Raw genomic sequence first — 26,695 nt, forward strand, 5'->3', positions numbered from 1 at the left:
ATGACTACTCAACCCAACATACTGAAAATTGTAGTGGCTGATGACCATTTGTTATTTATGGAGGGTTTGTGCAGTTTACTAGCCACCCAATCTGATTTTGAAGTGATTGCGAAAGCAGCAAATGGAAAAACTGTGCTGCATTTGATTAACCATAACCTGCCAGATGTATTGATTTTAGACCTTAACATGCCTATTGTGGATGGCGAAATGGTTGCCAAAAAAGTAATAGAGCGTTATCAGTCGATTAAGATACTCGTCTTATCGATGTACAATACGGCGGCTATGGACAAAAAATTAAAAGAGATTGGAGTACACGGCTGTTTACCCAAAGACACTTGTACCGACCTATTGTTTAAAGTAATTAGGGATGTGGCCAATGGAAAGACTTATTTTGCCTCAACAAAACCTGTTCAAGAAACGAGCAACAACTTTAACGCGACGGATATTTTTTTAAAGAAGCATAAACTGACTTATAGGGAGTTGGAAATTTTAAAACTGATCGCACAAAATTATACTTCACAGGAAATAGCCAAGAAACTTTTTATTAGCATGTTCACGGTTGACACCCACCGAAAAAATATGATCTATAAACTTAAGGTTGATAAAAAAAATGGATTACTACAGTTTGCTTTGGAGAATAAGTTGTTTTAGCGGTTGTATAGATGTTTCGACAAGTTCAGCATAACAACTGAAACTGCATTTAAGTAACTTATTAACCTAAGTTCTATTCATAACTCAATGGTGATTAATCTTTAAAACTGATGCTGACCTGGAGCGAAGCGGAAAGCTACGCAGTAAATTTATTTCAGGGTCAGCCAGGCATCAAAGTAGTTGAATAATCATAAATTAAGCTATATAATAATTGAACTCAGGTTATTAAAAATCCAAAGGTCCTAACCTGCGCATGTTTCTCATGATGAGGTATTGCCTGTGTTTAATGTATCGGGTAGCCTTATTGGGGTTCCAACGTAATGGGTTTGGAAAGCATGCGGCTAACAACGCTGCCTCGGAACGGCTCATTTTTTTGCAGGAATGGCCGTAGTATTTTTGGGAAGCGGCTTCGGCCCCATAAATGCCATCGCCCATTTCAATCACATTTAAATACACCTCTAAAATTCTTTCCTTGCTCCACAGTACTTCTATCAACAAAGTAAAATAGGCCTCAAAAACTTTTCTAACGTAAGACCTGCCTGGCCATAAAAACACATTCTTGGCTGTTTGCTGTGAAATAGTACTTCCGCCTTTGATTTTTTTCTTGCCTTTTTTGAGATTACTTTCATAGGCTTTTTCGATGGCCTTTATGTCAAAACCCATGTGCTTTAAGAAAAGTTGGTCTTCGGCAGATACCGCGGCACGCTTCATGTTGTCTGAAATATCTTCAAACTTTACCCATTCATTTTTGATTTTGGCTGGCTTTTCAGCGGCTTTACGCTCACAATTGCGCTGCACCATTAAAAAGGTAATGGGCGGATTGATAAATCGGTAAGCAATTACCCAAATTACGGAGAAGATGAAGAACCATAGCAGCACCTTGCCCGCTACTATAGCCATGCGCTTAAATAGGGACTTCTTTCCTTTTTGTTTTGTTGATTTACGAGCCATCGCTGTAAAGTTAGGATTTTTATGGGTATTAGTAATGGGTTATGGGTTGCGAGTTATGGGTTACGAGTTTATATGGGGCATTGATACTTTGCGTTCTTTGCTAATATTTGAAAAACCTTTGCGATTTAAATTGATTAACGCAAAGAACTAAAGAGTTAGGCAAAGAACACGAAGTTTTGTGCACTGATTTTTGTTGATTAAACCCGGTTGGAACGGCAGCCCCGAGGTACGAGGGCTACAGTGTAAAACGGGGCTATCGTTGCCCATAGCATACGGTACGAACATTTTCTAAAGGCATCATACATATTTCACTTTGTGGTCTTCGCGAATACTTAAAAAACCTTTGCGATGTAAATTGATTAACGCAAAGAACTAAAGAGTTACGCAAAGAACACGAAGTTTTGTGCACTGATTTTTGTTGATTAAACCCGGTTGGAACGGCAGCCCCGAGGTACGAGGGCTACAGTGTAAAACGGGGCTATCGTTGCCCATAGCATACGGTACGAACATTTTCTAAAGGCATCATACATATTTTACTTTGCGGTCTTTGCTAATACTTGAAAAACCTTTGCGATTTAAATTGATTAACGCAAAGTGACAAAGAGTTACGCAAAGAACGCGAAGAGTAATCGTAATTCTTGATTCCTAAATCGTAATTTTGTTTATGCTAAAAAAAGAACGTTACCAGCATTTTGTGGAACATTTTTCGACCAAGCAGCCGCATGCCGAAACTGAACTACATTACAATAATCCCTACCAATTATTGGTGGCTGTAATTCTATCGGCCCAGTGTACGGATAAGCGGATCAACCAGGTAACTCCTGCGCTTTTCCAACGCTTCCCCAATGCTAAGGCACTTGCCGAAACTACGCCTGACATTGTGTTTGATTATATTAGAAGTGTAAGCTATCCTAACAATAAGGCCAAACATTTGGTGGGCATGGCCAATATGTTAATCAACGATTTTAACAATGAAGTGCCTTCGGATGTTAACCAATTGCAAAAAATGCCTGGAGTAGGTCGTAAAACGGCTAACGTGATTGCTTCTGTGGTTTATGATGCTCCTGCGATGGCGGTAGATACCCACGTATTTAGGGTGGCCAACCGTTTAGGACTTACGAAGGGGAAAACGCCTTTGGCTGTGGAGAAGGATTTAGTTAAAAATTTGCCCGAACATACCATTGCCGTGGCGCACCATTGGCTAATTTTGCATGGCCGATATGTTTGTGTAGCTCGTAATCCCAAGTGTGATGTTTGCGAACTTACTTATTTTTGCCAGTATTACGAGAAGCTACAAAAAGCTAAAAAAGTGAGCAAAAATTAACCTACAAAAAAATATTTATAAATTTATTTGCATTTAATTAAAACATTTCGATATGTTTGCTAAAATTATTAGTTAAACTTTAATTTAAGTATTTGCCGAAACGTATTATATTTATTCCCTGAATTGTAAAGACATGAATCCAAACACAGACAAATTAAAAGCATTACAGCTTACTTTAGATAAACTTGAAAAATCATACGGTAAAGGTTCGATCATGAAACTTGGCGACCAAGCGGTAGAAAGCATGGAAGCGATTTCGACGGGCTCTATCAGTTTAGATATTGCTTTAGGTGTAGGAGGTGTTCCTAAAGGTCGTATTATTGAAATATATGGTCCTGAATCATCTGGTAAAACAACTTTAGCCACCCATATTATTGCCGAAGCTCAGAAAAAAGGTGGCATTGCCGCCATTATTGATGCGGAGCATGCCTTTGATAAGTTTTATGCTAAAAAATTAGGGGTAGATACTGATAACTTATTGATTTCGCAGCCAGACAATGGTGAGCAAGCTTTGGAAATTGCGGATAACTTGATTCGCTCTGGCGCTATTGATGTCATTGTAATTGACTCGGTTGCAGCATTGGTTCCTAAGGCCGAGATTGAAGGTGAAATGGGTGACAGCAGAATGGGCTTACAAGCTCGTTTGATGAGCCAGGCCTTACGTAAATTGACTGGAACTATTTCAAAAACTGGCTGCTGCTGTATCTTCATTAACCAGTTACGTGAAAAAATTGGGGTGATGTTTGGTAATCCTGAAACGACTACCGGTGGTAATGCATTGAAATTTTATGCTTCTGTACGTTTGGATATTCGTAGAACTTCTCAAATTAAAGATTCTGATGAGGTTTCTGGTAACCGCGTAAAAGTAAAAATCGTTAAAAATAAAGTTGCTCCTCCTTTCCGTTTGGCCGAATTTGATATCATGTTTGGCGAAGGTATTTCTAAAACTGGTGAAATTATTGACCTTGGTGTAGATTTCGGCATTGTGAAAAAAGCGGGTTCTTGGTTCTCTTATGGTGATACCAAATTAGGACAAGGTAGAGATGCAGTTAAGCAGTTGTTGTTGGACAACCCTGAATTGGCTGACGAAATAGAAGCTCGTATTAGAGAAGAGGTAACTGGAGAACAGTTGGAAGATAACGGTTAGTCGCTATTTTAAAAGTATAATAAAAGGTCATCATTAAATTGATGGCCTTTTTTATTGAAGTAAGTTTATTGGATGGCTCTTTTTTGAGATTGCTTCGTCGTTCCTCCTCACAATGACGAAGCAATGGACAATACTACAAGCTTTACAAAAAGCTGTAAAGCTTTAGCTAATCGTTATCAATAAAACTCAAATTAGCATTTACATACTGAGATTTTTGAATTTGAGCTTTCATTTTCTTGAAGGTTTCTGTTGGCCCGCTAGTGGCAAAAAGATTCACCAACCAAACGGGAATAGTTCCACCAGGATCTACTTCTAAGGTGTATTCTATTTGTATAGCATTATTTTTTGTGGGTGTTAAAATCCACTTGCCATTGGAATGATTTACCCTCACGATGTTTTTCTTTACAGGTAAATAGTTTGCTTCTGTAGGGCCATTAATGGTCACCACCTTTGTTCGAGGGTCTTGACTCACGATCAGGTGAGCGATAAAGTCTCTGTTACTTAATGGCCAAGGAATATCAACTTCTGAGTAGTAATATAATTCTGAAGGAGAAACTTTTTTAATCAAAGTGCTTGATTTGGTACCGTAAACCCAATCTTCGCCCGCATCAACATCCATAATTAAGGCCACCATTTGCGAAAGCTTTGCTGGCAAACTGCATTTAACTTTTATGCCTTTTAAACCAGAAGAAGAAACTGTTTTGGTATAGATATTTATACCGTCGTTCGTTCTTTTTAAAGTCCAATCGGCTTGAGCATTTACCGAATAGTGAAAAAACAGTAGCAAGAAAGGAAATAGCCATATTTTATACATTTCCGTTTCCTGTTGGTTTATTTAAAACTCGAAGGTTTAGGGGCTGCTTGTAAGCCTTTTTCTTTTACGAAAGAAGAATCTAACCTCACAATGGTATACGCAGCAATCATTGCTCCTACTAACAACAACGCCAAACCCAAATAATTTTTCTTTTTGTCTTGCTTAATGGTCCAAATTAAAAAGATAATAAGGGGGATGGCCAATAATCCAAAAAAGATAAAACTTCCTGTCTGCATAATTTATATCATTAAAAATTCATTCTGGCCATCGGTGCTACTTCCTGACCCACAAAATCATTCTGTAAAAACTTATGATAACCTGCAATGGCAATCATTGCGGCATTATCTGTACAATATTCAAATTTGGGAATAAACACTTCCCATCCTAAACTATCTTGCAAGCTCATTAGGGTATCTCTTAAACCAGAGTTTGCCGAAACACCACCTGCAATGGCAATTTGAGTACAATGATACTGTTTAGCTGCCTTTTTGAGTTTATTCAATAGAATATTGACAATACTGTGTTGTACAGATGCGCAAATATCGGCTAGGTTTTCCTCTACAAAATTAGGATTTACCTTTTGGCTATCTCTAATAAAATAAAGAATAGCGGTTTTAAAGCCGCTGAAACTATAGTTCAAATCCTTTATTTGTGGCTCAGGGAATTGATAGGCCTTAGGATTACCTTGCTTGGCATACTTATCAATCAATGGCCCGCCTGGATAAGGTAAATTTAAAATCTTAGCTGTTTTATCAAAGGCTTCCCCTGCTGCGTCATCTAAGGTCTCCCCTACTATTTCCATGTCAAAATAATCTTTCACCAGCACAATTTGTGTGTGACCACCCGAGACAGTTAAACACAGAAACGGGAATTTTGGCATCGGTTCATCTATAAAGTGCGCCAAAATATGGGCCTGCATATGGTTTACCGAAATTAATGGAAGATCAAGTGCCAAAGCAAAAGATTTAGCAAACGAAACGCCTACTAATAAGGACCCTAACAGCCCTGGCCCTTGCGTAAAAGCTACACCATCAAGTTGTTTCTTCTGTATTTTGGCAATGGCCAAAGCTTGCTGTACGGCAGGTACAATATTCTGTTGATGCACCCTAGAGGCCAACTCAGGAATTACCCCTCCATAATTTTCATGAATTGTTTGGTTTGCAATAACATTGGCAGTAATTTTGCCGTTATCACAAATGGCAACCGAAGTTTCGTCGCAGGATGATTCTATAGCTAGGATGACAGGCACTGATAAGATATTTTAAGCTGCAAAATTATTAAAAAACTATTAAAAATACTTCTTTGGATTATCGCTTCGATCATTATTTTGATTGCAGGCGTTCTTTTTTCCCTACAGTTTAAGCCTGTACAAACTTTTGTAGCCAAAAAAGCAGCCGATTATCTTTCTAAAGAATTAAAAACTACGGTAAGTATAGGCGGACTTTATATAAGGCCTTTCAAGTCTGTTGTACTGGAAGATTTACTGGTATTAGACCTACAAAAAGATACGCTAGCGAATTTCCCCAAGCTATTGGTGGACATTGATCGCTTTTCACTTAAACAAAGAATCTTAGACATTAACACAGTACAGCTTAACAACGGTACTTTCTTTTTAAAGGATCATAAGGACGGCACTTCCAACCTTGATTTTATTATTGATTATTTTGATAGCCCTGCTCCTAAAAAGCCTTCGAAGAAAAAGAAATTCGAAATTCTTTTTAGCCGCATCATCATTAACAACTTACATTTTAAGTACAAGAACCTTAAACGTAACGCAATAGAAGAAGGGGTTAACTTTGATGATATTGATGTAAGGGAGATGAACGGCATTTTTGAAGGATTGAATACTAAAGAGCATATTCTTCAGGCCAACATTAAAAACCTAACCCTGAAAGAAAAAAGTGGTTTTTACCTTAAAAATTTAAGTGCCTTTACTACGGTTGACAGCAATGCTATTGAGCTTAAAAATTTAATGCTGGTGACCAGCAAAACCCGCCTCACCGATTATTATCAGATGAAGTTTAAAAGTTTTAAGGACTTTAACGACTATGAGAATAAGGTAAGGATGAAAGCCAATTTCAAGAATAGCCATATTTCTTCGAGTGATGTCGCTTTTTTTGCGCCTGCTCTTAAAAAAATGAAGCTTGATGTTGAAGTGGATGGCCAGATTACGGGCTTAGTGAACAACCTACGGGCTAAAAAACTTTCTGTAAAAGCAGGAAGAGCTACCTATATTAAAGGAGATTTTAGCTTGCAAGGGCTTCCTAACTGGGATGAAACTTTCCTGGATATGAAGATTGAACTGGCGGGCACCAATAAAAAAGATTTAGATGAGATATTGACCGATTTAACGGGCAAACGTGTAAAAGCTATTCCAGAAATCATCAACAAATTCGGCAACATTAACTTTAATGGTCACTTTACTGGTTTCCAAAATGATTTTGTTGCTTATGGCGAGTTTAAAACCAAACTAGGCCGCCTACAATCAGATGTAAACATGAAAATTGATAAGAAGGGCGTTCCTTCTTACACTGGAAATGTAAAAACCTATGATTTTGACATCGGCAATTTGATTGATGAAAAGTTATTGGGCAGAATTACTTCCGAGCTTTACATCAAAGGCCGTGGTACTGAAATAAAGGAGTTAAACGAGGAGTTAAAGGGACAGATTAGTTACCTTGATTTTAAAGGATACCGATATAGAAACATTAAAATTAACGGTACTTTCCAAAAGAAATTCTTTGATGGCAGTCTAAAAATCAATGATAAAAATGTTCAATTAGATTTTGATGGTGGGGTAAACCTTAATCCAAAATTGCCTGTTTTTAACTTTAAAGCAAACATTAGAAATGCCAAGTTAAAGACATTAAAATTGTATAAGGATTCGTTGAAAGTGGATGCAATTTTTAGCACCAATTTTTCGGGCACCAACCTCGATAACTTACAGGGACGTCTACTTTTACAGGAAATCACCCTCAATAACCTAAGAGGAATTTATAAGGTGGATTCGGTGTTCCTTAGTGCCAGAGGAATTGGTATGGATAGGAGCTTGAATATTTATTCTGATATATTAGAAGCAGGGATAAAAGGCCAGTATGATTTGGCGACCATTGTTTCTTACTTTAAAACCATTGCGAAAACCTATATCCCTTCTCTTAAAACACAAATTGTTAATTATAAAACACAGGTTTTCGATTTTAGGTTAAAGATTAAAGATTTTGAACCTATTGCAGAGCTTGTTTCTCCAGGTTTAGAAATTGACCAAGAATCGCTCCTGGTCGGCTCTTTCGATTCGAAGAACAACAAAGCTACTTTTGGGGGCATTGTCCGACGGCTGAAATATAAGGGAATTGTGGCCAGTAATATCATCATTGACCAAAATACCTCGCCACAGCAACTTACTGCCATTATTTCTTCTGACAGGATTGACCTTAATGATAGCCTTTATATTAAGAACATCAATATTTCGAATATCCTACGGAATGACAGCCTTACGCTGAACGTTAAACTTTCGAATGCTGATGATGCCAATCAGCTTGACCTTAACGGTTTGGTTGAATTCTCCCCTGATACTGCCGATATCAGCATCTTGCCATCCAATCTTAAAATTAACCGTGAGGATTGGAACATAGAAGAGAAAGTACAAATAGGGTTTAACGGCGGAAAAACCAAAATACAGAACTTCTCCTTAAGTAATGGCAAACAGGATTTAAGAATTGATGGCGTGGTTTCAGAAGATCCATCTGATGCGCTTTTTGTAGTGCTGCAGAACTTCAACCTTAAAACCATTAACCCTTTTGTTAAGGGTATGGGCATCAATTTCGCAGGTATTGCTAACGGAAAAACCAAGGTGCATAGCGTGTTAAAATCGCCACAGATTACGGATAGCTTGCATATTGATTCGTTGAGCTTTAACAATACCTATATCGGTAGTTTAACAGACACTTCATCATTTAACAGTACGAGTAAATTGGTAAATGTTTACACCAAAATTATTGCTGCTGATCGAGAGACTTTCAACATCACTGGAAATCTGGATATTGCCCAGAAACAGATCGATCTTAAAGTAAAACTCGACGATAGCGAATTGGCCATCCTCACTCCTTTTGTCAATAAACTCGTATCTAATCTTAAAGGTAAAGTATCTGCTGATTTAACGGTGAAAGGTCCTTTTGAGCAACCTTTAATTAATGGTGATATTGAACTGGACAAAGCGCAGCTTACCGTAAACTACCTAAAAACTACTTATATCATTGATGATCAGGTGAGCGTTGAAAATAGTGCCATTGCACTGTCCAATCTGGTTTTGAAAGATCTTGAAGGACATACTGGAACGGCAAATGGTACGGTTGACCTTAAAAACATCGACAATCCTAATATCCAGGTGGAGTTGCAAGCGAATGGCTTGATGGCCTTAAATACAACCTCAAAGGATAATGCCATTTATTTTGGTAAGGCTTATGGTACTGGAAAATTCTCTTTCAGAGGACCAACCAATGACATGGTGATCGACATCGATGCGAAAACAGAAAAAGGAACAGTCTTTAATCTACCACTAAATAGTTCGGAAACAATTAGCGACAAAGAATTTATCACTTTTGTAGGGAAAGACACAACTAATGTTGTTAAAAAGCTGAGTGGTTTTGAAGGATTAAGCATGAACTTTAAGTTATCGGTTGATCCCAGCACTACAGTAAATATTTATACCATATTGGGTAAACTTAGCGGTACGGGAAATGCTGATTTGGAACTGAACATTACCAAAGTAGGTGATTTTGAGATGAAGGGTGATTACATTATAGAGAGCGGCGTTTTCGACTTCACGGCCAGAGAGGTAATCAACAAGCGATTTGACATTAGACAGGGTGGAAGTATTAGATGGACAGGCAATCCTGTAAATGCACAAATTAACCTAAAAGCGATTTATACCGTTAGGGCTGCCCTTGGGGATCTGTATCGTGCTGCGAACCGTGATGGCAGTAGTAATGCCACACAGACGGCTCAAACGGAGGTAGAAATGGGATTGACGGGCTTACTCATGAAGCCTGATATTAAATTGGATATCTTTTTCCCTGCCAATCCAGCAATTAAAGAAGAGTTGCAGTCATATTTTAACGATGGAAACAACCTCAATACACAATCACTGAGCTTAATTATCCAACGTAGGTTTGCTCCTGGTACAGGTTCTGAAAACCTTAGTCAGCAACTTGGCTCGGTTGGAACGGGTACAGCCACCGACTTAATCTTTAACCAACTGAATAATGTGCTATCGAGCTTAAATCTCAATTTTGTGGACATTAACATTCGTTCGTTTAACGAGGCCAGTGCTTCTTTCAAATTCTTTAATGATAGGATTATTGTGAATGCGGGTATTACTGATATCAGCAAAAGCTCTATTGATAATAGCATTGGTTTTAGAAACGAAGTGGGTCGTGAGGTAGAGATTTTAGGTTTGATTAAGAAAGATGGTAGCTTGGTAGGCAAAATAGCGAACAAGCCGCCTACTATACAGAGTATTTTTGCCAACCCTGGTATTAATCCTTATCAGAATATTACGTCGATTGGTTTGATCTATAACCAACAGTTTGATACTTTCACGGAATTGCTGCAAAAGATATCTGGCAAGTATCGTCGCGAGCAGAAGAAAAAGGAAGCGGAGAAAGAGAAACAGCGTTTGGATAAAGAGGCGATTTTAAGGGAGAATAAGAAGGTGCAGAAGAAATAGGTTTTGAACCACCTTGGATATTTAAGGGCATTTTAGTTTTTTCACCACTCTCTTAATATTTGAACCACCTTAGACATTTAAGAACATCTTAGTTTTTTGAACCATTAAGGGATTAAGGGGCATTAAGTTTTATTTTTATAGCCTTATGCCTTAATTTTCTTAATTCCTTAATATTTTATCTTTAAATAAATTCTAGTTTTTGAACCATTAAGAAGTTAAGGAACATTAAGTTTTCTTTATATAGTCTTACATCTTAATTTTCTTAATTCCTTAATGTTTTATTTTAGCTAATCGAATATTGCGAAAATAAAAAAGCCAGAAGCATTTACCTCTGGCTTTCATTAAGCTTATATCTTTTCTATCCTTTTAGGATATGATGTCCCATTTTGTCTCTTTTGGTGATCAAATAGGATTCGTTATGCTTATTGCTTTCGATCTCAATTGGGATGTTTTCTACAATCTCCAAGCCATAGCCAATTAAACCAGCTCTTTTGGTTGGGTTGTTAGACATCAACTTCATTTTGGTAATGCCTTGTGCTCTTAGAATTTGTGCACCCACGCCATAATCACGTTCGTCGCCTTTAAAGCCTAATTGTATATTGGCTTCTACCGTATCTAATCCCGCATCTTGAAGGTTGTATGCATGAAGTTTGTTCACTAAACCAATCCCTCTGCCCTCTTGGTTCATATATACAATTAAGCCTTTGCCTTCTTTCTCAATCATTTCCATGGCTTTGTGCAATTGCGGTCCGCAGTCACAACGGCAAGAACCAAAAATATCACCTGTTACGCATGAACTATGGATACGTGTTAGCACTGGCTCATCTTCCTTCCACTCGCCTTTAGAAATGGCCATGTGGGTAGCACCGTTGCTTAATTGAGTATAAGCAGTCATTTTAAAATCGCCCCATTGTGTTGGCAAGTTCACGGTCACTTCTTCTTTAATCAAGCTTTCTGCAGCTAAACGATAGCTGATCAAATCTTTAATAGAAATGATTTTCAAATCGTGCTGTTTTGCGGTGATCATCAAATCTGGCAAACGAGCCATGGTCCCGTCTTCGTTCATGATTTCTACCAATACACCAGCTGGCTCAAAACCTGCTAAACGAGCAATATCGATGGTTGCTTCGGTATGTCCGGTTCTACGCAATACACCTTCTTTTCTAGCTCTTAGCGGGAAAATATGACCTGGTCTACCTAAATCTTCAGGTTTGGTGTTAGGATCAATCAATGCTTGCACAGTCTTCGCTCTATCGTGTGCCGAGATCCCTGTGGTACATCCATGCCCAATCAAATCAACCGAAACGGTGAATGGCGTTTGATGCAAAACAGTATTGTTTTGTACCATCAAGTTGAGTTCTAGCTTATCGCAAAGCTCCTCAATTAGCGGAGCACAGATTAATCCACGTCCATATTTAGACATGAAATTAATGACTTCTGGGGTCACGTTTCTGGCCGCAGTTACAAAGTCACCTTCGTTCTCACGATCTTCGTCATCAACTACTATGATAATTTTGCCTGCCCTAATATCGGCCAGTGCTTCTTCTATGGTATTTAATTTAATCTCCATTTTGGCAAATAACAAAATGAATGGGGTTTAACCCATCTTTTAATTTGTGTACAAAGGTACAACCTTTAAAAGCAATTATTGTAGGTAATTATCATTATGAAGTAAGAAATCGCTATGAGGCAACTAGTGCTTCTTACAAGCATTTGATTTGACCATTAAAGCCATTCCCTATCTTACTGGGCTTCCTTTTTTTTCTTTTTTTTAAAGAGCCCCAACGCCAACTGCTTGTAATAATCGACATCAAATAGCGCAGAGTCGACCGTTGCTTTATAGGTGAGGAACACTCCTATTGGGGTAAGGATAATCACCGCCATCCACATTCCAAATACTGGATCTAGCGAGCCTTCTTTAGCTGACTTCTCGGCAACCGTTGAAATGATGTGATAGAACAGGAAGAAAATTACGGCAATTACTACCGGCAAGCCTAAACCACCCTTACGGATGATGGCGCCCAATGGCGCTCCAATAAAGAACAACAACAAACAGGAAACCGCCAAGGTATACTTACGTTGGTATTCAATTAAGGCCCTTTGAATTTCCTTCGTTCTAAACTCGTATTCTGTTAATTGCGCACCCACCGTTTGCTTAAGCGCATCAACTTGGTCGTAGGCACTTTGCAAAGCTTGCGATTGCTGATCTTTTGGAATAATATTTAAGATACTGCCTTTAATTACTTTAGGCGGTGTTTTAATTTTGGTGTAGCCTTTTACATAACTGCTCTGCTTAAAGTAATACTGCGCACTTTTTTGCAGCGCCTTGGTCACGCTATCCAAACCTTTACTCAGGGAATCTCTACGATGCAATAATTCCTTACGGTTTAACATAGGCGCATTGTTCTTGAAGTTCTCCTCCTGTGTACGGGTCATATCCTTAAAACTACTGAAATCAAACTTCACTTCTGTTTGCTTAAAACGCATACGAGTGAGGGTTTGACGAGGATTATACGAACCATTGTTTGAAGCAGCCTCTTGATAACGAACACCATTCATCAAATTTAGCACCATGTAGTTCCCGTCAGAAGTTTTGGACATCTTGCCTTTCTCGGCCATGATGATTTGCGGTACACCATTGCTGCTGCTATGGTCGTAAATCATGATTCCATAGAGCGAATCAATGGCACCTTCGCCTTTACGTTCTACACGCATGGAATATCCTGGTATACTATTGTTAAATACGCCTGGTTTAATTAAGAAAGATAGTTTTTTATTACGTACATCCCACAGTAAAGAGCCATATTTGAGGTTGGCCTTGGGAAGCATATAATCTGAAAAGAAAAAGGAAGCAACGGCCAGCCCAACGATGAGCACCAAAAGAGGCTGCATGGCTTTTCGTAGAGAAACTCCTGCCGATTTGATGGCCACCAATTCGTAATTTTCCCCCAAGTTACCAAAGGTCATGATAGACGAAAGCAGAATAGCCAAAGGCAATGCCATGGCCACGTTGGATGCAGAAGCATACATCATCAGCTCGGCAATCACGTACCATTCGAAACCCTTGCCTATCAAATCATCGACGTACTTAAACAAAAAGAACATCAACAAGATAAACATCACAATAAAAAATGTGACGGCAAAGGGCCTAAGAAATGCCTTGATTAGCAGTAAATGGATCTTTTTCAATGATGCAAAGATAGGCAATGCCAGTGAGAAAGTAATAAATTTAGCTTGCGTTAATGCTTAGGTTTTAACTAAAAACTTGCTAATTGAGCAACTAGGCTCCCAATACACTCAACAAATAGGTAATTTGGTTATCCCAAATTTGCGTTCTTTCTTGCAAGGTTTCCTCGGTAGCAAAATCAGTGATGGCTAAGGCCACGTCGTTGGTTAACTCATCCTGTACGATTTCCATTTCGAAATAGCAATAAGGCTCGTCATCCAACCATCTAAACTTCACTAACTTATTTTCTTTAACGCTAATGAGTTTAGCTTTCTGCACTTCTCCATCCCAAGTGAAAGTATAGGTTTGGTCTCTAAAAACTACATCGTCAGCAAACCATTGTGCTAAACCGTTTGGTTCACTAATAAAGCTGTATAGTATGCGAGGAGATGACCTTATGGCATACTCTAATGTAAATTTTTTCTTTTCTGACATCCTTACTTCTATTTTTTGCTTTCCTATTTTTTCTAAAGAAAAGTATTTTCTTTTATAAATGCAAAGTTTTGGAAAATAAGTATTTTTTTATTCTTGAGCTTTGGTTTTAGATGCGATGCATTCTTAGCGAGCAAAAGAAAAACCCTAAAAAACAGCACACTAGCATAAATAAAAAACCTTTTTAAATAATTTTCTTTGTTTTTTGTATTTAATCCTATATTTGCAGCTCGAAATTTTTCGGCGGGGTAGCTCAGTTGGTTAGAGCGCAGGATTCATAACCCTGAGGTCACGAGTTCAACTCTCGTTCCCGCTACCAGGTAAAAGCTCACAGCAATGTGGGCTTTTTTTATTCCTTTAAAATTCAATCTAGTTAAAGAGTTTCTTCAAAAAAATTTAAATAAGGAATTATTAAGCGAATCTCAAACTTCGAGCAATCACCAAGACCACTTCACTTAGAGCATTCTTTAACTCAATTATTCAAACAAAGCATTATCAAGTTTGAATCCATGTTTCAAAAGTTCGGGGCTAATAGATATAATGTTATGAGATTTTTTTTCAATATCCGCCAGAAAATTTTCTATTGTAACTTTAGGTATTGCCACGCCATAGCCTAGCACATCTAATTTTGTCGAATCCTCTGGATCTGTTGGAATATTTACTAGCATGCCTGCAGCTTCTCCCAATTCATTAATAACAGGAGCTCCACTATTTCCACCTTTAACCCTTGCATTAATGAGGAAGTAATCTTGAGAATCTAAATATGATTTATCCTTTGCAATCAATTCACCTGTCGAACTTTTCAGCTTGGCATTGATCATTGCTTTCTCAACGAACTGAATAGCATCAAACCCAGCTATTGGAGGATACCCAATGGTTAGTATTTCATCTAAAACATCTGCATCTCCAAATCTGAAAGTTGGGATTTCCGAAGCAATTGGCTTTTTCAATTTAATTACAGCGATATCAATTCGAGAATCCTTACTGATATATACATTTTCGGGTATCAAATATCCATCGCTATTATCAGGAATTTTAATAGAAGACATGCCTTCTATACAATGCCGAGCAGTAATTAACATATCCTTTCCTACCAGAAAACATGTCCCAATACTATCAATTCCTCCTAAAGTTTTAACAATAATTGGACGAACGCTTTCTTTAAAATGGTTTCTAATAGCAACAAACCCATAACCAATAAAATCATAGGAACCATAATCAGCCATAGTTTGATCAAAGCCAATACCTAAATATCTATCACCAATTATAGGATTGTTTGATGGGTTTCCTGCTTTGAAAAGATAACCCTTATTTAAAAGACGTTCACAAATCTTAGTTATTTCTGCCATGTCGCCATGACCATCCGAGCTTGCGGATATTGAAACTAAAAACTCGCTAACATCTCTGGTAATTGCATTATTACCAGAATGCATCATATTTGAACTATCAAAAAATTTTAATATATCGGTTGGTATAGCCATTTAGTCAATTAATCTATTTCAAAAAGGATCTGATTTATCCAAATATAATCCATATTAAACGACTTTAATTGAAAGTCTTTTTTGAAAAGCAAATATTACAATTGCCTGCAGGTGTTTGGCTCAAAGGTTGCTTATATTGTCAACGACTAGAAATATAATATGTAAGCTTATGAAATGTCCAAATTGTAACGAAACACTCTTGATTACTGAACGCCATCAGGTAGAAATCGATTATTGTCCAAGTTGCAGAGGGGTGTGGTTGGATCGTGGTGAGCTAGATAAAATTTTAGCACAAGCGGATTCGCAACCTTACCAAGAGCCAAGAAACAGAAATGATTACCCAAAAGAGCACCGCGACAGCTATTCTTCCGATCACAAGTATCAACAATATCCCAAAAAGAAAAAATCGTTTCTTTCGGATCTTTTTGATTTCGACTAAACAAGAGATATCAGCCCAATATAAATTGGGCTTTTTTATTATCCAAACAATTGCTTCAAAAATGGGAACCGCTCTTCGTTACGAATAATGATAGGTGTTAATATCATCGGCACGGCTACAGAAACTAAAAAGGCATCCCATCCGAAATAAGGAATGGTTCTAAATATCAACGTGTATAGGAAGAAGATGATCATGTGCGTAAAATACATGACGGTACTACATTTTCTTAAAAACAGACCATTTTTTATGCCTTCCAACTTCAAATCTACCGTTAAACAGAACAGCGTAATGGGCAGTAGCGAAAATAAGAAAGGCGAGATGATTTCAATTTCAACAAACTGGAAGGTGAGCGCAATAAGTACCATCAACACCATGGCAAGTTTTGATATCCGTATTTGATTCATGGCAATTAGCCCACCAATCATCAAATAAAACATGCCTGTAAACAATCTTCCTGTTAAGAACAGGTATTTGATGATTTTACCCAACATTAGCAAAAACTCATTTCGGCTCTCCCCTGCCACCAAATAGTTAAAAATCATGGCAACAGCAAAAATCAGGATGGAAATGTAGAATATGGTTCTTACTCTCAGGTTGATAAACATCAAAAGACTGATGAACGTTAAGGAATAAATCATGGACAACAAAAACCAAAGCGGCCATGAATAAAAGTTCTCGCCGAAGAAAAAAGTGCCTCTAATAAAGAGTACAACATCTTTTTCTATAATCAGGTTATCATGAGAAAAGTACCAAAGGGTAAGAGGTAAAAAGATAATGGTCCAATAAATATACAGACTAATAATTCTTTTGAGGTACAGCCAAAGTGTCTGCAACCTACTTGTTTTATCAGGGCTTGAATATACTTTTGGAAACAGAAAAAAACCTGCAGCAATAAAGAAATAAGGTACCACCAAAAGCAATAGCCTTTCCCATAAATGAACGAAAATTGGATTGGTAATCTCTTTAAATGGATGGGTATGTCCAGCAACTACCAAAATAGCCAAGACGAACTTGGTCAAATCAACTCCCTTAAAATCTTTTCTCTCTAGTGAACGTATTGTATCCATCATCAAGGCATCTAATCTTAACATTAGGCCCAATGGTAATCGCGTAAATCTAGTTATGTTTTACACAGATAGAGCATAATAGGTGGATGAGCGATGATTTAGATTTAGGCGTTAAGGGCTCTCTGATTCGTAATTTAATTTTTCCTCTTTCTTGAAAGTAGGCTACTACCACAAGCATCTTATTGACGAAAAATAAACAACCGATTCGATCCACTTGTTTGAAATAAAAAGAATAAGCACCACGCTGTTTCTTTGTACCTTTCTTTTAGGAATTTGAAGGAAGGCAGCTAGCAAGCCAACCTCCCTATTTTAATTACTCCTCTTCCAAATATTTCACCGCAAATGCTACCCAATCTTTCACCGATTTATCCATATAAACATCAGGCTGTATACCGATATTATCTATCGGATAATCTGGCAAACGCAACGCTCTATAGGTTGGCATCAATACTTGGTAACCAGGACAACCAAAATCAACCAAATAAGCATTACCATAATCCAGAGCGCCATAACTTGGGATACCTAAAATTTTAACTTTTTTGCTTTGTTTGACAACAAATAAAAAGTATTCTGCCGAGCTACCTGAACCTTTATTGGCAAGGATTACGATATGTTTAGGGCTTTTTGGTGCCACTTCTACTTTTTCTATATAAACTGGCTGACCTGCATCATTAAAATTAACAAACTGTCCCAAGTTTGCTTTTAAGGCTGCGATGTTCTTATCTATATTGGCGGTAGGTGCATTTTTATCAAGCGTTTTTTTGTACGCTTCCAAATTGTTAATGTAGGTTTGCGTTGCTAAAAACTCGGCACCAGTATTTCTGATAGATTTCCCCATGATATAAGGCAACAATTTCTGATAAGCATCTGTAGTTCCCCCTGGATTGCCCCTAAGATCAACAATCAGATTTTCGGTATTTTCAAGCCCTGCTTTATTATCTTCAATTAACTGCGTGATTTGTTTCAAGTACTGATACTCAAAACTCGGCAATTTAAGAAGGACTGTTTTAGCTGTTAGTTTTTTAAAGTAGAAGCCTTCCAACTCATTTAACCGATGGGCTACTGCTTGTTTACTTGTTGTGGATTGTGGACTTTGCTTTACCAGTGCCACGCTTACTTCACTTAAAAACAGCACACCTTCTTTGTACAAAGTGTAATTTCCTGTTTTTAAGGATTTATCTCGTAAGGCATATTCAAAGGTACCATTGGCGAATAATTTGAATTTGATTTCCTTAGGTTTCCATTGGGCAGATTCTGCTTCAATAATGAAACCTACGTATTCGTCTTTACCTACCTTTTTAACCCCAATACGATAGCCATCCGTAGACCAAATACCTTCCAAACTGTCTTTTGTTTTGCTTACCTGTTTTTGGAAATCTTGGATATCAATGTTCACGCTTTCTACTGAACCTGTTATGCCATTAGAAAAAGGTGCGCCATTAGCACCTACCCATAAATGTGGGTCTTTAAAGAAATCGGTATATTGTTTCAACAACTTCTGGCAATTTAAACTATCTGCTTGTTTGGCTTGCTTGGCTAAATTTTCCTTGAAGCCATTGTACAAAAAAGTCTCTTTGGTTTTTGCGGAAAAGCCTGGATATTCGGTTTCAACCTTTTTAATGAGTTGACTTAAAACTTGTTCGCAAGGGCAGTTGGCTTGCTGTGCAGCTATTGATAAAGGAAAGATTAAGGTAAGTAGATAAAGTAGTTTTTTCATGTTTGATGACCTATTTGTGAAGCGACAAAGGTAATTTATGCCCTACCATCAAAATAGTAAAAATGTAAACCACTAAATGAAAAGCCAAAGGTTGCCCTGTTGGGTATCTACCTTTTTGAAGAAGGCATAAGGATTAACATGGGTAAGTTGTTTAAAATCTTTAACCAAATGAGATTGGTCGTAAAACAAACTATCGTAAGAGAGTTCCGTTAGGTTTTTAGCCTCTCGCTGATTAATGACCGTCTTTCTAAAGCGGTGTATTTTCCGATATTCAGCGGCAGGTTTTCCTATATTTTTAGTAAAGACTTTATTGAGGTATTGTCTTGAAAAGTTCCTGTTTTGCGCAATATCATCAATCTTAAGGTCTGCTTCCACATCTGCTAAAATGCTTTCCATCAAACCAAGCTCGTTTGAGTTTAGTTTCGAAAGCCAGTACTGTTCTAGTTGCTCCCGTTGAAGGTTTCTGTCCCGCTCTTCAAATAGCTGCTGCATGCTTGAAAGGAAATCGACAAATGGATTAAAATCCTTTGCACTCTTTTGTTTTAAAAGCGCTTGCGAATCATCAACGAAACGATTAATGCCTAAAGGTTTGAAGTAAATGGTGATTTCATTCACAGCGCCCTCGCAAAGGATCTCAATTGGAGCAGTGTAGCGTGCCACGTAGTTGGCAATAATATTGGGTTGTGAGGAAGGTTTGATTACAAACTTACTTTCCTGCATTTCAATTTCAGTATCCTTACTTACCGAAACAATAAAGAAATTGTTAGGGAATGTCCAATAATGCAATGGTTTTGGATTTTGTCCAGGAGAAATAAAGTAATAGCCTTCAATAAATTTGCTTAAGTCCTTATGCAAGGGCCTATAAAATTCCATCTCCATCTTTTCCGCTGACTGTTATCGAAGGTTACTTCCTTAAAATCTTTTCCATGGCCTTGCCTTTGGCCAATTCATCAATCAGTTTATCCAAATAACGTACTTGTTGCATTAATTTATCTTCGATATCCTCCACACGGTAACCGCAAATTACGCCTGTAATTTTAGAAACGTTGGGATGAAGCTGCGCCTGTGCAAAAAAGTTTTCGAAATCTGTTTTATTGTCGATATGCTGCTGTAAGGTTTCGGCATTATAACCTGTGAGCCAAAATATAATTTCATCTACTTCTGCCTTAGTGCGTCCTTTTTTTTCTGCCTTAGCAAGGTAATGCGGATAAACACTGGCAAACGACATGCGATAAACTCTGGTATTGTTCGGATTCATATAGGTTACTCTTGGTTTTCAAAACTACAATTTAAGAATGATAATGAAACGTAACGTATCAAATTACCCCCAAAACTGACTTCCCTTAGTATAGTTAGTTTTTAGCTTTTTGATCAAATTATCCTTTAATTCTTTAGGGAGCGCTTTTAATTTTAAGTGGAGATCTTTTTCATTAAGCTTACAATCTCCCGCATCGTCACAATAAAACTTCAGGTGATAAAGATGCTTTTTATCCTCATAAAAAATGATAAACGATGCTTTGACATCATTATCTGCGTTACCGCAATAAGAGAAAGGAATGAAAACTGCTTTGGTTCCATGATATTCAGTAAACCAGATATCCTTTTCTCTAAACAAAATCATCTCCATTTGATAGTTTTTATCATCAAAGACGATGGTCTGATTAAATTTCTTGTTCTTTAAGGAAGCAACTATCTTCGTTTTATGCCCATCAAATGGAGGTTTATCGGGATTACACAGCGCATTTACATTCACAACAAGCTTGTTTTCCCCATTCTTATCCTTCCATCCTTTATGAATTTCGATGGAATCAGTATGAACAATTTGCGCAAAGGCAGATTGACTGCTTAACATCAGCAAAAAAATCAGCGTTTTAAACACGCTGCCTGTGATATTTTGGAAGTTCTTCATTTCTAAAATTACAAGTGAGGTACTAAAATTGTTCATACACCAAAAGCTACATCGCTCTATACGCTACAATTTAAGGATAATAATCTAATCTCAAAGAATAGGTCCGCAGATGCATAAATAAAAAAATACAACAATTAATTATTGTTTTACGATAATTAATTATAGTTTTGCATTGATTATTTAAATAGCGATTTTATGCAACAAACCAAATTCATCGCCAAGATTTTATATTATATCAGTCTAGTACTTGCTACAGGTTATTTAGGTTCTGTGATTTATTCACTCTTTTGCATTGTAACAGGCATAGGTTCCCAAACATTTGACAATGGAAAGTTCTTACGTGTGTTTTTTCCATTCACCGAGCAACCGTTTATGATTGTAGACTATAACCTAACTTATATCATCGTCGCCTTTGCGCTGCCTTTATCACTTTACGGCCTTTTCTTTCTAATGTCGGCAAGCGTTTTCAAAGTATTTTTACAGCCCAAGCTGTTCACCAAGGAAAACATTGTAGCGCTTAAAAGATTTTATATGCTTAACATTTTTGTGCCGTTACCTATTTCCTTACTTGCTTCTTTCTTTATTCCTGTGGAAAGTATCATTTGGGGTTTGGTGCTTATCCATTTCTTTCTAGGTATTTTCGCATTTTTCCTTGCGGGAATTTTCTCCCAAGGCGTAAACTTACAAAAGGAACAGGACTTATTTATTTAACGATATGCCAATAATAGTCAACTTAGATGTGATGCTGGCCAAGCGAAAAATGCAGAGCAAGGAATTGGCAGAAAAACTAGGAATTACACCTGTTAACCTTTCTATTTTAAAAACAGGAAAAGCCAAAGGTATCCGCTTCGACACGCTGGAAGCCATTTGTAAAATATTGGATTGCCAACCTGGCGATATCCTGGAGTACACCGAGAAATAAACAAAAAAACATATCCATTTTTTAAAGCAACGGAAAGCGTTGCCTGACCTTTTATTGCCTAAAATTTTTAAAAATGAACACACTTGTCATTCAAAACTTAAACTTGGTGTATGCCAATCAGCATCAGGCCCTCCGCAATGTCAATCTGGAAATTGGCAACGGCATGTTTGGACTGCTGGGCCGTAATGGCGCAGGTAAATCGTCCTTAATGAAAACCATTACCACCTTACAAAAGCCTACTTCGGGAAACATTTTGTTTAACGGAATTGATGTGGTGAAAAATCCGCTCGAGATCAAGAAACATCTGGGCTTTCTTCCGCAGGATTTTGGGGTATATCCAAAGGTTAATGCCTATGATCTCCTCCATCATATTGCCATACTTAAGGGTATTAAAGATGCTTCGCAAAGTAAAAACCAAATTTTAAACCTACTGGAGAAAGTAAACCTTCAGGAGTTCAGCAAAAAGGAAGTGCATACTTTTTCAGGCGGCATGAAACAGCGCTTTGGTGTGGCACAAGCACTTTTGGGCAATCCTAAAATTATTATTGTGGATGAGCCTACTGCTGGGTTAGACCCTGAGGAGCGTAATCGCTTTAATACTTTGCTGAGCGAAATCAGTGAAGAAGTCATTGTGGTACTATCGACCCATTTGGTGGAGGATGTAAGAAATCTCTGCAGTGAAATGGCCATTATGGACCAAGGAGAGATTTTGCAAAAAGGCAAACCAAAGGAAATGCTGGTTCAGCTTCAAGGAAAAATTTGGAGCAAGAAAATTGACAAGAATGAGTTAGTCAACTATCAATCGCAATATGAAATCATTAGCCACCAGTTGATTGAAAAGGAAATGCACATTACCGTTTTCTCTAATACAGCTATTAATGGTTTCGAAGTCATTAAGCCTAGCCTTGAGCACGTTTATTTCCATTGTCTACACGCTAAAACATTGGTATCATGAACCCATTTTTCAACTTTGATTTTAGACAAATCAGGAAAAGACTAGCCAATGTGCTGGTTATTTTGGTCTTATTAGTCTTCGGTGTTTTTACAGGATCGCAATTTAACCTTACCGTTGGAGAAGGAGTTTACCTCAACTCGCCATACACTATTGGTTTTATGACTGGACTGCTTAGCCTTTCCATTATTTTCATTGCCACGGTAATTGCCAACCAACTGCTGTTTAAGGAATTCGATTCCAGTTCAGATGCGATTATTTTCGCTTTACCTGTTTCAAAACTTACTTATTTAAAAGGGAGATTTTTGGCTTTCTTCGTCCTCACCTTCAGCTGCTTTGCTGTCATGATGATTGGCTTTACCATTGGTCAGCAAATGAGAACGGGAACAGAAATGAAAGCTGGTTTTCATTTAATGCACTATTTATTGCCATTGTTAACCTTCGGCCTTTTTAATTCCTTATTGGTTTGTAGTGTATTGTTTTTGCTTGCTTTTGCTACCCGTAAAAAATTATTGGTTATTGTAGGCGGTTTACTGCTCTATGTCATTTACATGGTGTCGTTGTTATTTTCCAACTCCCCTTTTATGGCAGGAGCACTTCCTCAATCCATCGCTGCGCAAAAAATATCAGCTATTTTAGATCCCTTTGGTCTTTCGGCTTATTTTTTTGAAAGTAGAGATTTTAGTCCAGCTCAAAGAAACACCATATCGGTTCCATTTGGCGAATATGTGATGTTGAATCATTTCATCTTCACGCTACTTTCGGTGCTGTTTTTAATGCTCAGCTATTTTTCTTTCTCCTTTTCTCCCGTGTCGGGCAAAAGAAAAAGTAGCAAGCATAAAAATACCGCTTCGGCCATTAATACTATCCAACTGACTAGTGCCAACAACTATTTTGATTTACCGCAAAGCTTAAAATCTATCCTATCGTTTGCCAAAAAGGATTGCACTTATTTGTTTAAAAGCATCAGCATTATTGCCATTTCGATCTTATTGCTTTTTAATTGTGGGATGGAAATGTATGCCGAAATTGAGAAAGGCATCCGTATTCCACAGAAATATGCCAGTGCGGGGTTAATGGCTACTACCATTATGCAAAACTTCCACTTAATAGGCATGCTTATTTTGGTGTATTTTGTGAATGATGTTTTTTGGAGAAGCCATGCTTCGAGATTTTCTCTCATCGAAAACAGCACTTATTTTTCCAATGCCAAAGCAAAAGGGCATTTCTTTGCGATGGCTGTTCTACTTTTATTTTTTTCGGCATTACTCATTATAGAAGGCTTGGTGTTTCAATGGATGTATGCCTATTTCCATATCGACTGGGAAGCCTATTTGAGTGTATTTCTATTTTGCACCTTCCCTTTAATATTGTTTGCGGGTTTATTGATAGGGCTTAACCAAATCAGCAGGAATAAGTTTTTGGCTTTAGGGCTTTCTATTTTAGCATTGTTGTTGGCTTTCCCTCCTATTTCGAAAAAACTGCTCTCCAATCCTCTGTTGCGAATCTTCTCCGATTTTAAAGGTGAGTTTAGCGATTTTAATGGCTTTGGTCCTTATGTTGGTTCTTTCGCCTTAAGGTTAACTTTTGGTGCCTGTATGCTCCTGCTAATTATTCTGTTTTTTACATCACTTGGGAATCGAAAGCTACGTTTCACGAGCCTTTGTTATGGGATAGTGTTGTTAACGATTGGATTTTTCTCTGGAAAAGCTTTCCTAAAAGGTTATCAGCCAAAAGAAAAATGGGCAGCACAGCAATTTGCGGCTCTATATGAAAAGCAGTACAAGAAATTTGCGCAACTCCCTCAGCCCACCATTACCTCAGTACAAACCAATATCCATTTATTTCCTTCCAAGCAATCCTATACCATTGAGGGAAGTTACCAACTGGAAAACCTGAACGACAAAGCCATCAAAAGCATTTTACTTCACTTCCATCCCGATTTAAAATTAGAAGCAGCGCAATTAAAAGTAGGTAGCAACACTTTAAAGCTTGACCAAAACATCTCAGCAATTCAGCTCCCACAAGCCTTGCAACCTCATCAAAATGCGGTGTTGACTTTTAAAGTGACCTATCAATGGTTTCCTTCAAATGGACATCAGTCTTTTAACAGTATCATTGAAAACGGCACTTTCCTACGGATCAGCAGGTATTTCCCTAGCATTGGCTACCAAGCTGATTACGAGTTGCAGGACGACAAGGAACGGGCAACATTTGGCTTAGGCAAGGCAAGTCCCATTAAGAAAGTAACGGAAGCTGCTGTTTACCGCAACGATTTCATTAACTTGAAGATGACAATTTCTACCGAAGCCAGTCAAACGGCCATTGGTACTGGCGATTTGCAAAAGCAATGGCAAAGCGATGGCAGGAATTACTTTCAATATCAGGCCAATAGCATTCCGTTTCGTTTTGGACTTTCATCGGCAGTGTATCAAAAACAGTCGGCTAGTTACCAAGGTATTGCCATTAATGTGTTTTATCATCCTAATCATTATGAAAATGTAGCGCATTTACTTAAAAATGCTCAGCTTACCTTAGATTACTGCATTCGTAACTTTGGAAAATATCCTTTCAAGAGCATCAATTTTGCAGAAATATCTTCTTTTACCAGAGGTTTTGCCGCAACTGCTTATCCGTCTGCCATTTTTATGCCCGAAGACATGATATTTCACGCCAACATTCACGCAGATAAGCAACAGGATGTGATTAATGAGCTTGCTGGACACGAACTTTCGCATTTGTGGTGGGGCAATAGTGGTATTAATCCCGACAATAGAGAGGGTGCGGCGATGCTTACGGAAACGATGGCGATGTACACGGAGATGATGCTCTATCAAAAAATGCATGGTAAAAGTAAAATGCTTGAAAGAGTGAAGATACACCAGCAAATTTATGATTCGGAAAAAGGCTTTTCGGAGAATCAGCCGCTATACAAAGTAACTCCCGACAACACGCATATTTCCTATTCTAAAGGAGCAGTGGTTATGGTAAAACTGAGTGAATTGATTGGTGAGGAGAAAGTAAATCTTGCGCTGCGAAATTTCCTGGAACACAATGTATATCCTAAAAAGCCGACCAGTTTAGATTTACTTGCCGAGTTTTACAAAGTAATTCCTGAACGGAAAAAAGAAATAGAGCAATTGTTCAGGTAGTATTTCATTTTAACCTGTGGTTGGTGTTATCACCATACCACCAACTTTAACTGGTCGGTGATAACACCGACCAGAAGGAGGTGCCGAGACTAATAAATATTTGCAAAGTATAAAGATCTCTCCACTACGGTCGAGATGACGGGGTGGTGATGCAGGATTGTCAAATTTTACAGCTTAGGTCGGGTTCCGTCATCTCGACTTTATGGAGAGATCTTTGGATAAGCCTTCATCGACAAGCAGCTATATGTCTAGGTGGTTAATAGGTAGCTTATAAAAATAGTAGCTATCAAGAAAATATAACCACATAGACACATAGGGAATTATTATAGCAGGTAGCTATGTGGTTAATTAAAGTGGCTTCCCACTAAGCCATGTATAAAAGAAAATAAGCAAGAGATTGCTTCGTCGTGCCTCCTCGCAATGACGGAGTGAGTAAATTTGCAAAGTACAAAGAGCTATCCGCTTTGGTCGAGATGACGAGGTGGTGATACAGAATTGTCAAATTTTGCAGCTTAGGTCGGGTTCCGTCATCTCGACTTTATGGAGAGATCTTTGGATAAGCCTTCATCGACAAGCAGCTATATGTCTAGGTGGTTAATAGGTAGCTTATAAAAATAGTAGCTATCAAGAAAATATAACCACATAGACACATAGGGAATTATTATAGCAGGTAGCTATGTGGTTAATTAAAGTGGCTTCCCACTAAGCCATGTATAAAAGAAAATAAGCAAGAGATTGCTTCGTCGTGCCTCCTCGCAATGACGGAGTGAGTAAATTTGCAAAGTA

22 protein-coding genes and 1 tRNA gene are annotated in these 26,695 nt (G+C 37.9%); 10 read left to right on the forward strand and 13 right to left on the reverse strand.

Features of this window, described 5'->3' with window-relative positions; genetic code table 11:
* Nucleotides 1-651, forward strand: coding sequence for a response regulator transcription factor (locus DUT70_RS18620; protein WP_113648883.1), 651 nt, complete (start codon nucleotides 1-3; stop codon nucleotides 649-651).
* A gap of 225 nt (nucleotides 652-876) precedes the next feature.
* Here DUT70_RS18620 and mtgA read toward each other — a convergent pair whose 3' ends face one another.
* Entirely contained in the window at nucleotides 877-1,602 is a 726-nt protein-coding gene (mtgA, locus tag DUT70_RS18625) for a monofunctional biosynthetic peptidoglycan transglycosylase (protein ID WP_113648884.1), read from the reverse strand.
* A 664-nt stretch (nucleotides 1,603-2,266) separates the two neighbouring features.
* Between mtgA and nth the strand changes: the two genes are divergently transcribed.
* Complete coding sequence (gene nth, locus DUT70_RS18630; protein ID WP_113648885.1) at nucleotides 2,267-2,926, forward strand: endonuclease III; 660 nt, start codon at nucleotides 2,267-2,269, stop codon at nucleotides 2,924-2,926.
* 133 nt (nucleotides 2,927-3,059) lie between these two features.
* The gene (gene recA, locus DUT70_RS18635) at nucleotides 3,060-4,073 is read left to right on the forward strand and encodes a recombinase RecA (RefSeq protein ID WP_113648886.1); all 1,014 of its coding nucleotides are present in this window, start codon (nucleotides 3,060-3,062) and stop codon (nucleotides 4,071-4,073) included.
* Between the two features lie 166 nt (nucleotides 4,074-4,239).
* On the opposite strand, the gene DUT70_RS18640 is transcribed toward recA, so the two are convergent.
* Genes DUT70_RS18640 through tsaD form a run of 3 tightly spaced genes read right to left on the reverse strand, consistent with a single transcriptional unit; the run spans nucleotide 4,240 to nucleotide 6,136 of the window.
* On the reverse strand, nucleotides 4,240-4,887 hold the full coding sequence (locus DUT70_RS18640; protein ID WP_113648887.1) for an START domain-containing protein: 648 nt from the start codon (nucleotides 4,885-4,887) through the stop codon (nucleotides 4,240-4,242).
* Nucleotides 4,888-4,904: 17 nt separating this feature from the next.
* Nucleotides 4,905-5,123: a hypothetical protein gene (locus tag DUT70_RS18645; protein WP_113648888.1), complete on the reverse strand. Its 219-nt coding sequence runs from the start codon at nucleotides 5,121-5,123 to the stop codon at nucleotides 4,905-4,907.
* Nucleotides 5,124-5,134: 11 nt separating this feature from the next.
* Entirely contained in the window at nucleotides 5,135-6,136 is a 1,002-nt protein-coding gene (gene tsaD, locus DUT70_RS18650; protein ID WP_113648889.1) for a tRNA (adenosine(37)-N6)-threonylcarbamoyltransferase complex transferase subunit TsaD, read from the reverse strand.
* Between the two features lie 78 nt (nucleotides 6,137-6,214).
* Between tsaD and DUT70_RS18655 the strand changes: the two genes are divergently transcribed.
* Nucleotides 6,215-10,612: a translocation/assembly module TamB domain-containing protein gene (locus DUT70_RS18655; RefSeq protein ID WP_240432193.1), complete on the forward strand. Its 4,398-nt coding sequence runs from the start codon at nucleotides 6,215-6,217 to the stop codon at nucleotides 10,610-10,612.
* A gap of 358 nt (nucleotides 10,613-10,970) precedes the next feature.
* On the opposite strand, the gene DUT70_RS18660 is transcribed toward DUT70_RS18655, so the two are convergent.
* The 3 genes from DUT70_RS18660 to DUT70_RS18670 form a co-directional block, all read right to left on the reverse strand.
* Nucleotides 10,971-12,182: a bifunctional 3,4-dihydroxy-2-butanone-4-phosphate synthase/GTP cyclohydrolase II gene (locus DUT70_RS18660; protein ID WP_113648891.1), complete on the reverse strand. Its 1,212-nt coding sequence runs from the start codon at nucleotides 12,180-12,182 to the stop codon at nucleotides 10,971-10,973.
* A 173-nt stretch (nucleotides 12,183-12,355) separates the two neighbouring features.
* Nucleotides 12,356-13,801: an LptF/LptG family permease gene (locus tag DUT70_RS18665; protein ID WP_113648892.1), complete on the reverse strand. Its 1,446-nt coding sequence runs from the start codon at nucleotides 13,799-13,801 to the stop codon at nucleotides 12,356-12,358.
* 91 nt (nucleotides 13,802-13,892) lie between these two features.
* Nucleotides 13,893-14,273 (reverse strand): START-like domain-containing protein, encoded by a 381-nt coding sequence (locus tag DUT70_RS18670; protein WP_113648893.1) that lies wholly within the window; start codon nucleotides 14,271-14,273, stop codon nucleotides 13,893-13,895.
* A gap of 239 nt (nucleotides 14,274-14,512) precedes the next feature.
* Here DUT70_RS18670 and DUT70_RS18675 point away from each other — a divergent pair.
* Nucleotides 14,513-14,589 (forward strand) — tRNA-Met (locus DUT70_RS18675).
* A gap of 157 nt (nucleotides 14,590-14,746) precedes the next feature.
* Here DUT70_RS18675 and DUT70_RS18680 read toward each other — a convergent pair.
* A complete protein-coding gene (locus tag DUT70_RS18680; RefSeq protein WP_113648894.1) occupies nucleotides 14,747-15,751 on the reverse strand; it encodes a S1 family peptidase in 1,005 nt (334 codons plus the stop codon).
* A 169-nt stretch (nucleotides 15,752-15,920) separates the two neighbouring features.
* Here DUT70_RS18680 and DUT70_RS18685 point away from each other — a divergent pair, with 169 nt between their 5' ends.
* Nucleotides 15,921-16,190, forward strand: coding sequence for a TFIIB-type zinc ribbon-containing protein (locus DUT70_RS18685; protein ID WP_113648895.1), 270 nt, complete (start codon nucleotides 15,921-15,923; stop codon nucleotides 16,188-16,190).
* Nucleotides 16,191-16,228: 38 nt separating this feature from the next.
* On the opposite strand, the gene DUT70_RS18690 is transcribed toward DUT70_RS18685, so the two are convergent.
* The 5 genes from DUT70_RS18690 to DUT70_RS18710 all read right to left on the reverse strand — a co-directional run bounded on the left by DUT70_RS18690 (nucleotide 16,229) and on the right by DUT70_RS18710 (nucleotide 20,883).
* Nucleotides 16,229-17,281, reverse strand: a complete 1,053-nt coding sequence (locus DUT70_RS18690) for an acyltransferase family protein (RefSeq protein WP_113648896.1) — start codon at nucleotides 17,279-17,281, stop codon at nucleotides 16,229-16,231.
* A gap of 289 nt (nucleotides 17,282-17,570) precedes the next feature.
* Nucleotides 17,571-18,974 (reverse strand): S41 family peptidase, encoded by a 1,404-nt coding sequence (locus DUT70_RS18695; protein WP_113648897.1) that lies wholly within the window; start codon nucleotides 18,972-18,974, stop codon nucleotides 17,571-17,573.
* A 72-nt stretch (nucleotides 18,975-19,046) separates the two neighbouring features.
* Nucleotides 19,047-19,847 (reverse strand): helix-turn-helix domain-containing protein, encoded by an 801-nt coding sequence (locus tag DUT70_RS18700; protein WP_205529839.1) that lies wholly within the window; start codon nucleotides 19,845-19,847, stop codon nucleotides 19,047-19,049.
* Nucleotides 19,848-19,878: 31 nt separating this feature from the next.
* Nucleotides 19,879-20,232 carry a DUF2200 domain-containing protein gene (locus tag DUT70_RS18705; protein WP_113648899.1) on the reverse strand — a complete coding sequence of 118 codons (354 nt, stop codon included), beginning with the start codon at nucleotides 20,230-20,232 and terminating at the stop codon, nucleotides 19,879-19,881.
* Nucleotides 20,233-20,295: 63 nt separating this feature from the next.
* Nucleotides 20,296-20,883: a hypothetical protein gene (locus DUT70_RS18710; protein ID WP_128353398.1), complete on the reverse strand. Its 588-nt coding sequence runs from the start codon at nucleotides 20,881-20,883 to the stop codon at nucleotides 20,296-20,298.
* Between the two features lie 195 nt (nucleotides 20,884-21,078).
* Between DUT70_RS18710 and DUT70_RS18715 the strand changes: the two genes are divergently transcribed.
* From DUT70_RS18715 to DUT70_RS18730, 4 genes are all read left to right on the forward strand, one after another.
* Complete coding sequence (locus tag DUT70_RS18715; RefSeq protein ID WP_113648901.1) at nucleotides 21,079-21,594, forward strand: DUF2975 domain-containing protein; 516 nt, start codon at nucleotides 21,079-21,081, stop codon at nucleotides 21,592-21,594.
* A 4-nt stretch (nucleotides 21,595-21,598) separates the two neighbouring features.
* Nucleotides 21,599-21,805: a helix-turn-helix domain-containing protein gene (locus DUT70_RS18720; protein ID WP_113648902.1), complete on the forward strand. Its 207-nt coding sequence runs from the start codon at nucleotides 21,599-21,601 to the stop codon at nucleotides 21,803-21,805.
* 73 nt (nucleotides 21,806-21,878) lie between these two features.
* On the forward strand, nucleotides 21,879-22,760 hold the full coding sequence (locus DUT70_RS18725) for an ABC transporter ATP-binding protein (RefSeq protein ID WP_113648903.1): 882 nt from the start codon (nucleotides 21,879-21,881) through the stop codon (nucleotides 22,758-22,760).
* The gene (locus DUT70_RS18730) at nucleotides 22,757-25,909 is read left to right on the forward strand and encodes an ABC transporter permease/M1 family aminopeptidase (protein WP_113648904.1); all 3,153 of its coding nucleotides are present in this window, start codon (nucleotides 22,757-22,759) and stop codon (nucleotides 25,907-25,909) included. The genes DUT70_RS18725 and DUT70_RS18730 overlap by 4 nt, the downstream gene beginning before the upstream one ends.
* Nucleotides 25,910-26,695 lie beyond the last annotated feature (786 nt).

The sequence above is a fragment of the Pedobacter chitinilyticus genome, from assembly GCF_003313385.1.
In the GTDB taxonomy this organism is placed as follows: Bacteria; Bacteroidota; Bacteroidia; order Sphingobacteriales; family Sphingobacteriaceae; genus Pedobacter; species Pedobacter chitinilyticus.

Bases quoted from the DNA above. Each gene is read 5' to 3' on its own strand.
- DUT70_RS18670 (WP_113648893.1), bottom strand. From the start codon at position 14,273: ATGTCAGAAAAGAAAAAATTTACATTAGAGTATGCCATAAGGTCATCT.
- DUT70_RS18700 (WP_205529839.1), bottom strand. From the start codon at position 19,847: ATGGAATTTTATAGGCCCTTGCATAAGGACTTAAGCAAATTTATTGAA.
- DUT70_RS18705 (WP_113648899.1), bottom strand. From the start codon at position 20,232: ATGAATCCGAACAATACCAGAGTTTATCGCATGTCGTTTGCCAGTGTT.
- DUT70_RS18690 (WP_113648896.1), bottom strand. From the start codon at position 17,281: ATGTTAAGATTAGATGCCTTGATGATGGATACAATACGTTCACTAGAG.
- DUT70_RS18620 (WP_113648883.1), top strand. From the start codon at position 1: ATGACTACTCAACCCAACATACTGAAAATTGTAGTGGCTGATGACCAT.
- mtgA (WP_113648884.1), bottom strand. From the start codon at position 1,602: ATGGCTCGTAAATCAACAAAACAAAAAGGAAAGAAGTCCCTATTTAAG.
- DUT70_RS18715 (WP_113648901.1), top strand. From the start codon at position 21,079: ATGCAACAAACCAAATTCATCGCCAAGATTTTATATTATATCAGTCTA.
- DUT70_RS18725 (WP_113648903.1), top strand. From the start codon at position 21,879: ATGAACACACTTGTCATTCAAAACTTAAACTTGGTGTATGCCAATCAG.
- DUT70_RS18685 (WP_113648895.1), top strand. From the start codon at position 15,921: ATGAAATGTCCAAATTGTAACGAAACACTCTTGATTACTGAACGCCAT.
- DUT70_RS18710 (WP_128353398.1), bottom strand. From the start codon at position 20,883: ATGAAGAACTTCCAAAATATCACAGGCAGCGTGTTTAAAACGCTGATT.
- nth (WP_113648885.1), top strand. From the start codon at position 2,267: ATGCTAAAAAAAGAACGTTACCAGCATTTTGTGGAACATTTTTCGACC.
- DUT70_RS18730 (WP_113648904.1), top strand. From the start codon at position 22,757: ATGAACCCATTTTTCAACTTTGATTTTAGACAAATCAGGAAAAGACTA.
- DUT70_RS18660 (WP_113648891.1), bottom strand. From the start codon at position 12,182: ATGGAGATTAAATTAAATACCATAGAAGAAGCACTGGCCGATATTAGG.
- DUT70_RS18680 (WP_113648894.1), bottom strand. From the start codon at position 15,751: ATGGCTATACCAACCGATATATTAAAATTTTTTGATAGTTCAAATATG.
- DUT70_RS18720 (WP_113648902.1), top strand. From the start codon at position 21,599: ATGCCAATAATAGTCAACTTAGATGTGATGCTGGCCAAGCGAAAAATG.
- recA (WP_113648886.1), top strand. From the start codon at position 3,060: ATGAATCCAAACACAGACAAATTAAAAGCATTACAGCTTACTTTAGAT.
- DUT70_RS18645 (WP_113648888.1), bottom strand. From the start codon at position 5,123: ATGCAGACAGGAAGTTTTATCTTTTTTGGATTATTGGCCATCCCCCTT.
- DUT70_RS18640 (WP_113648887.1), bottom strand. From the start codon at position 4,887: ATGTATAAAATATGGCTATTTCCTTTCTTGCTACTGTTTTTTCACTAT.
- DUT70_RS18695 (WP_113648897.1), bottom strand. From the start codon at position 18,974: ATGAAAAAACTACTTTATCTACTTACCTTAATCTTTCCTTTATCAATA.